The 8,369-nt window shown below is 66.5% G+C and carries 6 protein-coding genes; 1 reads left to right on the top strand and 5 read right to left on the bottom strand.

Annotated features, from left to right (window positions below; all coding sequences use genetic code 11):
- Positions 1–92: 92 nt before the first annotated feature.
- The 5 genes from ACFWPJ_RS17690 to ACFWPJ_RS17710 form a co-directional block, all read right to left on the bottom strand.
- The gene (locus ACFWPJ_RS17690) at positions 93–1,769 is read right to left on the bottom strand and encodes an ABC transporter family substrate-binding protein (protein WP_378852586.1); all 1,677 of its coding nucleotides are present in this window, start codon (positions 1,767–1,769) and stop codon (positions 93–95) included.
- 78 nt (positions 1,770–1,847) lie between these two features.
- The gene (locus ACFWPJ_RS17695; protein WP_378852588.1) at positions 1,848–3,542 is read right to left on the bottom strand and encodes an ABC transporter family substrate-binding protein; all 1,695 of its coding nucleotides are present in this window, start codon (positions 3,540–3,542) and stop codon (positions 1,848–1,850) included.
- Between the two features lie 17 nt (positions 3,543–3,559).
- Entirely contained in the window at positions 3,560–5,404 is a 1,845-nt protein-coding gene (locus ACFWPJ_RS17700) for a dipeptide ABC transporter ATP-binding protein (protein ID WP_378852590.1), read from the bottom strand.
- A complete protein-coding gene (locus tag ACFWPJ_RS17705) occupies positions 5,401–6,342 on the bottom strand; it encodes an ABC transporter permease (protein WP_378852592.1) in 942 nt (313 codons plus the stop codon). Before ACFWPJ_RS17705 ends, ACFWPJ_RS17700 begins: the two co-directional genes overlap by 4 nt.
- Entirely contained in the window at positions 6,339–7,316 is a 978-nt protein-coding gene (locus ACFWPJ_RS17710) for an ABC transporter permease (protein WP_378852594.1), read from the bottom strand. Before ACFWPJ_RS17710 ends, ACFWPJ_RS17705 begins: the two co-directional genes overlap by 4 nt.
- Before the next feature lie 76 nt (positions 7,317–7,392).
- On the opposite strand from ACFWPJ_RS17710, the gene ACFWPJ_RS17715 reads away from it, so the two are divergent.
- Positions 7,393–8,229, top strand: a complete 837-nt coding sequence (locus ACFWPJ_RS17715) for an HAD family hydrolase (protein ID WP_378852596.1) — start codon at positions 7,393–7,395, stop codon at positions 8,227–8,229.
- Positions 8,230–8,369: the final 140 nt, after the last annotated feature.

An 8,369-nucleotide genomic window follows, 5' to 3' on the forward strand; every position in this document is an offset into this window, starting at 1 on the left:
GCGTCTTTTGTTTAAAAGAGACTGGCTTTGAACGAATCCGCATGGTCCGCTCCTTTCCGAAGGTTCGCTGCACGAGTGCGGCGCGTCGACAGCTACTTGACGAAGCCGATCTTGGTGTAGTCGAGCGAAGCCAATCCTGCCGCACCGAAGTTCGCCAGGTTGTCCCGCACCGCGACATTGCCCGCGGACTGGAACAAGGGCACGGAATGCCCCTCCTCGAAGATCTTTCGATCGAGCTGGTTGGCCAGCTGCTTCGCCTTGACCGGATCGAGCTCGGAGACGGTCTGCTCGATCAGGGCGTTGATCTCAGGGGAGCCGATGCGGCCGTAGTTTCCCTGAATATCGTCCGGGTTGTAGCCGTAGATCTGGGTCAGGCTGCTGAGCGGGAAGGGGTCGCCTGCCCAGAACCACTGGCCGACGTCGAAGTTGCCCGGCTGGAGCACATCCGAGAAGAGTCCGGCTCCTGGCTTCGTCTCGATCGTCAGCTTGACGCCGATCTGTGCGAGGTTCTGCTGGATGATCTGCCCGATCTGGATATTGGTCGGGTCGTTGTACATGACGTCGCGGATCTCGAGCTTGCGCCCGTCCTTTTCGCGCACGTCGCCATTGAGCTTCCAGCCGAGAGCGTCGAGCTCCTCGGCCGCGGCCGCCGGATCGAAGGGGAGGCTGTTGTCCTGGTAGCCGTCCTGGCCGCGCAGGTAGATGTGATTGTTCAGCGGCTGCGGATCCTGGACGAGCCCGTTCTGGACAGCGGTGACGATGCCCTGACGATCGATCGCCTTCGAGATCGCCACTCGGACACCCTGGTCGGCGAGGACGGAGCCGGGTGCACCGTTGAATGTGAAGTGGCCCCAGCTGTTGCCGGGCGCTCGGCGAATCGCGACGCCCGCTGTGTCTCTCGCGGATTTCAACTCGTCGCGACTGGCAACGCCCACCGCATCGATCTCGTTGTTCAGCAGAGCGGGAACGAACGCGGAGCTGTCGAGCACGCTGAAGGTAATGGTGTCGAGCTTCGGCTTGTCGCCCCACCACTTCGGATTGTGCCCGAGGACGACCCGGTTCTGCCCGCGGTCCACGGACTGGACGACGAACGGGCCGGACGACACGGTCAGCGCATCGACCTGGCTGTTGTTGAAGGCTTCCGGTGTGGCTGTGATCGACTTCGGGAACAGGAACGAGTTGCCCGCGAATTGACCACGCCAATCGGCATAGTGCTTCTTGAAGGTGATGACGGCCTGCTTGTCATCGACACCGCGCTCGACCTTTTCGACGCGATCGAAACCGCTGTTGTTGGCGATCAAGAAGGCCTTGTCGGCGCCACTGAGGGCCGCGGCCTGGGACTTGATGTCCTCCCAGGAAATCGGAGTGCCGTCCGTCCATACCGCTTTGGGGTTGATCGTGTACGTGACCTGCTGCGGATCGGTATTGGTCAACGCGACATCGGTGAAGAAGTCGGTATTCACCGAGAGCTCCGCTGCCGCGTTCGTCTTGAAGGCTCGCGGCATCACCGGACGCAGCAGGGCACCGGTGTCGCCGTCGTTGCCGTCGGTGTGCAGGTTGTTCCAGTTCTCGGGCAGGGAGGTCAGCGCCAGCCGCAGATTGCCACCATCACGCAGCTCGCTGACATCCCTGGGGTTGATGTCGTTGGTGGTGCCGAGCGCCGCAGAGCCCTCCGCGGTGACCTCCTCGCCCGAGCCGCACCCGGCAGCGAGCACGCTGACTATGACCAGTGGTATTGCCAGACGGGTGGTCATTGAACGAATCCGCATGGTTCGCTCCTTTCCGATAGTTCGCTGCACAAGTGCGGCGCGTTTACCTCATGAGCCGGACGGCGTGAGTAGCTGCGGCTATTTCACGAAGCCGATCTTCGTGTAGTCGTATGACGCCAATCCCGGCGAGCCGATATTGGCGAGGGTGGTGCGGGCGCCGTAGCTGCCGTCGGACTGCATGAGCGGCAGGGAGTGGCCTTCCTCGAAGACCATGCGGTCAACCTGGTTGGCCAGGTCGATGGACTTCTGGGGGTCGAGTTCGGTGAGGGTGCGTTCGATGAGGGCGTTGAGTTCGGGGGAGCCGATGCGGCCGAAATTGCCCTGCAGGTCGTTGGGGTCGTAGTAGTAGATCTGGCGGAGGCTGGCGAGGGGGAACGGGTCGCCCTGGAAGGTGAATTGGGCGGCGTCGAAATCGCCGGGCTGGATGACGTCGGTGAAAAGGCCCGCGGCGGGTTTGGTGTCGATGGTCAGGCCGACGCCGATCGCCGCCAGGTTCTGCTGGATGATCTGGGCGATCTGGACCCAGGTCGGGTCGTTGTACATGACGTCGCGGATGACGAGTTCGCGGCCGTCCTTTTCGCGGACGTCGCCGTTGAGTTTCCAGCCGAGTGCGTCGAGTTCCTTGGCGGCGGCGGAGGGATCGAAGCCGAGGCTGTTGTCCTGGTAGCCCTTCTGGCCCTGTAGGAAGACGTGGTTGTTCAGCGGTTGGGGGTTCTCGACGAGGCCGTTCTGGATCGCGGAGACGATGCCCTGGCGGTCGATCGCCTTCGAGATCGCCACGCGCACAGCGGGGTCGGCGAGGATCGAGCCGGGTGCGCCGTTGAAGGTGATGTGGCGCCAGCGATTGCCGGGGGCGCGGCGGACGACCAGTCCTTCGGTGCCGCGCACGGTCTTCACATCGTCGATGGTGGTGAGCAGCGTGAGGTCGAGTTCGTTGTTCTGCAGGGCCTGTACCCATGACGATCGGTCGAGCACGCTGTAGGTGATGGTGTCGAGGACCGGCTTGTCGCCCCACCATTTCGGGTTGCGGCCCAGGGTTATCCGGCCCTGGGCGCGGTCGGTGCCGGTGATGACGAAGGGGCCCGAGGTAAGGCTGATCGCGTCGACGAGGCTGGTGTTGAACGCCTCGGGCGTGCTGGTCACCGACTTCGGGTACAGGGAGCTGTTGCCTGCGAACTGGCCGCGCCAGTCGGCGAACGGGGTGTGGAAGGTGAGGATCGCCTGGCGGTCGTCGACGCCGCGCTCCACCTTCTCGACGAACTCGAAACCACTGGTGATCGCGATCAGGTAGCGCTTGTCGCGGCCGCTGAGCGCGTTCGCCTGCGCGGCGATGTCCTCCCAGGTGATCGGCGAGCCATCCGACCACACCGCTTTCGGGTTGATCGTGTACGTCACCCGCATCGGGTCGGTGCTGGTCAGCGCGATGTCGGTGAAGTAGTCGGTGTCCACGCTGAGCTGTCCGGCCGCGTCGATCTCGAACGAGCGCGGCATCATCGGCCGCAGGATGTCGGCGATCTCGGCCTCGTTGCCGTCGTTGGACAGCGTGTTCCAGTTCGCCGGATATGAGGTGGTGGCCAGCCGCAGGTTCCCACCCTCGCGCAGCGCGTCCAACCCCTGGGGATTGATATCGCTGGTCGTCCCGAGTGCATCGCTGAGGCCGGTCGCCGACTCCTCACCCGCCCCGCACCCCGCCACGATCATCCCGGCCGCCACCACCACGGCGGCGCAGCGCAGCCGGGCACGGCGGCGGGACTGCATTCCTCGGGATCTCATGGCGTGCCTCCTGGTGTTCAGCCGCTGACGACGGGTTCCGGGACTGCCGCGATCAGCGCGCGGGTGTACTCGTGCTGAGGATTCGCGAAGATCTGCTCGGCCGGGCCGGATTCGACGATCTTGCCGCGCAACATGACGGCGATGTCGTGGGCGAGATTGCGGACCACGGACAGGTCGTGCGAGACGAACAGGTAGGACAGTCCGCGCTCGGCTTGCAGGTCACGCAGCAGGTTCAGGACGCCTGCCTGGATCGACACGTCCAGGGAGGAGACCGGTTCGTCGAGGACGAGCAGCTGGGGGTCGAGAGCGAGGGCGCGGGCGATGCTGATGCGCTGTTTCTGGCCGCCGGAGAAGTCGGCGGGGTAGCGCTCGGCGTGTTCGGGGCGCAGGCCGACCTGGCGCAGCAGCTCCGGGACCCGGCGGTTGACCTCCTCGCGGGAGCGGCCGTCGATGCGCAACGGTTCGGCGAGGGCGTCGAAGATCGGCAGGCGCGGGTCGAGGGAGGAGCTGGGGTCCTGGAAGACGATCTGCATCTTGCGGCGGATCTCGCGGGTGCGGTCCCTGGTGAGGCTCGCGACGTCGTTGCCGAGTACCTCGATGCTGCCCGACTGCGGGCGCACCAGGTCCATGATCTGGGACAGGGTCGTCGACTTGCCCGAACCCGATTCGCCGACCAGGGCCAGGGTGCGGCCGGTACGCACGGCGAAGCTGATGCCGTCGACGGCGCGGACCTCGCCGGTCTTGCGGCGCAGCAGCACGCCGGAGGTGAGCGCGAAGGTCTTCACCAGGTCGGTGACCCGCAAAACGACATCGGAATCGATGGCGTCGGGCCGCGCCGGTTCGGCGATCTCCTTGCGGTAGGCCTGGAACAGCTGGGCCGTGCCGACCTCGGCGGTGCGGATGCAGGCCGCCGAGTGCCGGGGCGCGACCTTCTCCAGCGGCGGTTCGGCGGCGGTGCAGTCGTCGATGGAGATCGGGCAGCGCGGCGCGAACGAGCAGCCACGCGGCAGATCGTGCATGGCGGGCGGCGCGCCGACGATCGGGATCAGCGGCATGCGCGGCGGGCCGTCCATGCGCGGGATCGAGCCGAGCAGACCCACCGTGTACGGCATCCGTGGCGCGGTGAAAAGCTCGGCGACCGGCGCGGTTTCGACGACCTTGCCCGCGTACATGACCGCGACCCGGTCGGCGATCGTGGCCGCGATGCCCATGTCGTGGGTGATCATGATGACGCCCGCGCCGGTGATGTCGCGGGCCTTGCGCAGCAGGTCCAGGATCTGGCGCTGCACCGTCACGTCGAGTGCGGTGGTCGGCTCGTCGCAGATGATCAGCGCCGGATCGTTGGCGATGGCCATGGCGATCACCACGCGCTGGCGCATACCGCCGGAGAACTCGTGCGGGAACGCCCGCGAGCGCAGCCGCGCGTCGGGGATGCCGACGAGTTCGAGCAGCTCGATGGCGCGTTCGCCCGCTTCCTTGCGGCTCATCGAGCCGTGCGCGAGCAGCGCCTCGGCCACCTGGTCGCCCACCCGGTACACCGGGGTCAGCGCCGAGAGCGGGTCCTGGAAGACCATGCTGATCGAGGAGCCGCGCAGCTTCGACATCTGCTTGTCGCCCAGGCCGAGCAGCTCGCGCCCGCGCAGCCGGATCGAGCCCTGCACGCGCGCCTGTTCGGGCAGCAGGCCGATCACCGCCAGCGAGGACACCGACTTGCCGGAACCGGACTCGCCGACGATCGCGAGTACCTCGCCGTCGGCGACGGTGTAGTTCACCCCGCGCACGGCGTCGACGCGGCCTTCCTCACCGGGGAAGGAAACCCGCAGGTCGGTCACTTCGAGCAGGGGTGCGGTGGACGTGGTCATCGCTTCTCGTCCTTCTTCTCGGCGACTTCCTTGCGCGCCTTGCGGGCGCCGCGGGCACCCGGGTCGAAGGCGTCACGCAGGCCGTCGCCGACGAGGTTGGCGCACAACACGATCGTGATCAGCAGGCCACCGGCGAACAGGAACAGCCACGGGTAGGTCAGCGCGGACTTGGTGCCCGCGGCGATCAGCGAACCCAGCGACACATCGGGCGGCTGGACACCGAAACCGAGGAAGCTCAAACCTGTTTCGGCGCTGATCGCGGCGCCGACGGCCAGCGTGGTGTCGATGATCAGGATCGAGGCGATGTTCGGGATGATGTGGCTGATGATGATCTTGTGTGTCGGCACGCCCATATACCGTGCGGCGCGAATGAATTCGCGTTCACGCAGGCTCAGGGTGAGACCACGGATGATGCGGGCCGAGATCATCCAGCCCAACACGCTGAGCAGCACGATCAGGATCAGGATCGACCCGGAACCCTTGGTGCGCGGGGCGAACAGCGCGATGATGATGAACGCGGGGACGACCAGCAGCAGGTCGACCAGCCACATGATGGCCCGGTCGGTCCAGCCGCCGAGCAACCCGGCCAGCGCGCCTGCGGTGGAGGCGATGATGCTGGAGAAGATCGCCACGCAGAAGCCGATGACCAGCGACTTCTGCAACCCGCGCATGGTCTGGGCGAGCACGTCCTGGCCGATCTGGGTGGTGCCGAACGGATGCTCGAGGCTCGGCGGCTTCAGCAGCGCCTTGTAGTCCATCTGCTGGTAGTCCCACGGCAGCAGCGGCGGCAGCGCGAAACTGACGATCACCAGCAGGAGCAGGATCACCGCGCCGACCACGGCGGGTTTGTTGCGCAGGAAGCGCCGCCAGACGAGCTTGTGGCGCCCGGCCGCGACCGCCTCGGGGGCGCCGACGACGATGAGTTCGGTTTCGGTCATGAGATACGCACCCTCGGGTCGAGAAGGGCCAGCACGACATCGGAGAGCAGACCCGACACCAGCACCACCAGCCCGGCGAAAGTGGCCACCGTGACGACGATATAGAGGTCCTGGGCGTTGACCCCGTCGATGAACCATTCGCCGACGCCGTGCCAGCCGAAGATTCGCTCGACGAACACCGCGCCGGTGATCAAACCGCCGAGGCTGTAGGCGAACAGGGTGGCCATCGGGATCAGGGCGGTGCGCAGGCCGTGTTTGTAGAGGGCGCGATTGCGCGAGAGGCCCTTCGCCCGTGCCGTGCGGATGAAATCGCTCTGCAGCACGTCGAGCATGGCGTTGCGTTGGTAGCGGCTGTAACCGGCCATGCCGCCGAGCGCGAGCACCAGTGTCGGCAGGACGAGATGCTGTGCGCGGTCGACGAATTGGTTCCACACGCCGACGACCTGGGTCGCCGAGGTCTCGCCCGTGTACAGGAAGATCTGCGTGCCGGTGACCGTGTTGATCTGCAGCGCACCGTATTTCATCAGGGTGGCCAGCAGGAACACCGGCGTCGAGATGATCAGCAGTGACACCACGGTGGTGAAGTAGTCGCTGAATTTGTACTGCCGGATCGCCCCCGCCGCGCCGATCAGCACGCCGAGCACGGTGCCGATGACCGAGCCGAGGATCAGCAGTCGCAGGCTCACCGACACCCGCCTGCCCAGCTCCTCGCTCACCGGCTGGCCAGCCAGCGTCGTCCCGAAATCCCCTTGCACGACGCCGCCGAGCCAGGTGAGATAGCGCTGAGGGATCGGCTCGTCGAGGTGCAACTGCTCGGCCTTGGCATCGATCACCGACTGCGGCGGGCGCGGATTGCGCTGCTCGAGGCTGTCGAGCGGGCGGAAGGTGAGCGAGGCCAGGCTGAACGTCAGGAACGAAGCCAGCAGCAATAGCACGACGTAGTTGAGCGCGCGCCGCAACAAGAAGCCGGTCATCAGTCCCCTCTGGATCGGTATTCAGGCCCTGATCATAGGGACAGTCCGCCGTCCCCGTGTGGCGACGTGCGGCAGGATGGAATGGATGACGCCCCTGCACCCGAAACCGAAGTTGGTGGCCACCGATGTCGATGGCACGCTGATCGACGACGCGGACAAGGTATCTGCCCGCACCAAGTCCGCCGTCAACGCGCTCGTCGCCGACGGCGCCACCTTCGTGCTCGCCACCGGCAGGCCGCCGCGCTGGATCGATCCGGTCGTCAGCGAACTCGGGTACGCCCCGCTCGCGGTCTGCGGCAACGGGGCCGTCATCTACGACAGCGCCAACGATCGTGTCCTGTCCAGCCACACCCTGGACGTCGAGACCCTCGGCTGGCTGGCCGAACTCGCCGAACACGCGCTACCCGGCTGCGGGCTGGCCACCGAGCGCGTCGGCGCGAGCGCGCACGACGCCGCCACCCAGCAGTTCGTCAGCTCGCCCAACTACGAGCACGCCTGGCTCAACCCCGACGACACCGTCGTCTCGCACGCCGAGGTCATCGACTCGCCCGCGATCAAGATGCTGATCCGGCTCAGCTCGGCCCGCAGTTCCCAGATGCGCGCCGCGCTCGCGCCGCTGATCGGGGATCGCGCCGAGATCACCTACTCCACCGAGAACGGGCTGATCGAGCTGGCGGTGCCGCGGGTGACCAAGGCGTCCGGGCTGGCCGAGGTGGCGCGGCGGGTCGGCGTCGAAGACGCGTCGATCATCGCGTTCGGCGACATGCCCAACGACGTGCCGATGCTGACCATGGCCGGCCACGGCGTAGCCATGGGCAACGCGCACCCGGAGGCACGTGCCGCCGCCGACGAGGTCACCGGAAGCAACATCGACAACGGCGTCGCCATGGTCCTAGAACGCTGGTGGTCCTGAACTGGGCGATTGATCACCACGCTGTCAGGTGAGTTCGGCCGAGAGGCTTACGCCACCACGGCGTGGTGATCTTGATCGGACGTGTAACCGGCGGGGGCCGCGGGGGGGGGGGCCCCCGCCGCCGAGGAGGTCGACGAGGG

It is taken from the genome of Nocardia sp. NPDC058497 (genome assembly GCF_042720195.1).
GTDB lineage: Bacteria > Actinomycetota > Actinomycetes > Mycobacteriales > Mycobacteriaceae > Nocardia.

Bases quoted from the DNA above. Each gene is read 5' to 3' on its own strand.
- ACFWPJ_RS17700 (WP_378852590.1), bottom strand. From the start codon at position 5,404: ATGACCACGTCCACCGCACCCCTGCTCGAAGTGACCGACCTGCGGGTT.
- ACFWPJ_RS17695 (WP_378852588.1), bottom strand. From the start codon at position 3,542: ATGAGATCCCGAGGAATGCAGTCCCGCCGCCGTGCCCGGCTGCGCTGC.
- ACFWPJ_RS17715 (WP_378852596.1), top strand. From the start codon at position 7,393: ATGGAATGGATGACGCCCCTGCACCCGAAACCGAAGTTGGTGGCCACC.
- ACFWPJ_RS17705 (WP_378852592.1), bottom strand. From the start codon at position 6,342: ATGACCGAAACCGAACTCATCGTCGTCGGCGCCCCCGAGGCGGTCGCG.
- ACFWPJ_RS17690 (WP_378852586.1), bottom strand. From the start codon at position 1,769: ATGCGGATTCGTTCAATGACCACCCGTCTGGCAATACCACTGGTCATA.
- ACFWPJ_RS17710 (WP_378852594.1), bottom strand. From the start codon at position 7,316: ATGACCGGCTTCTTGTTGCGGCGCGCGCTCAACTACGTCGTGCTATTG.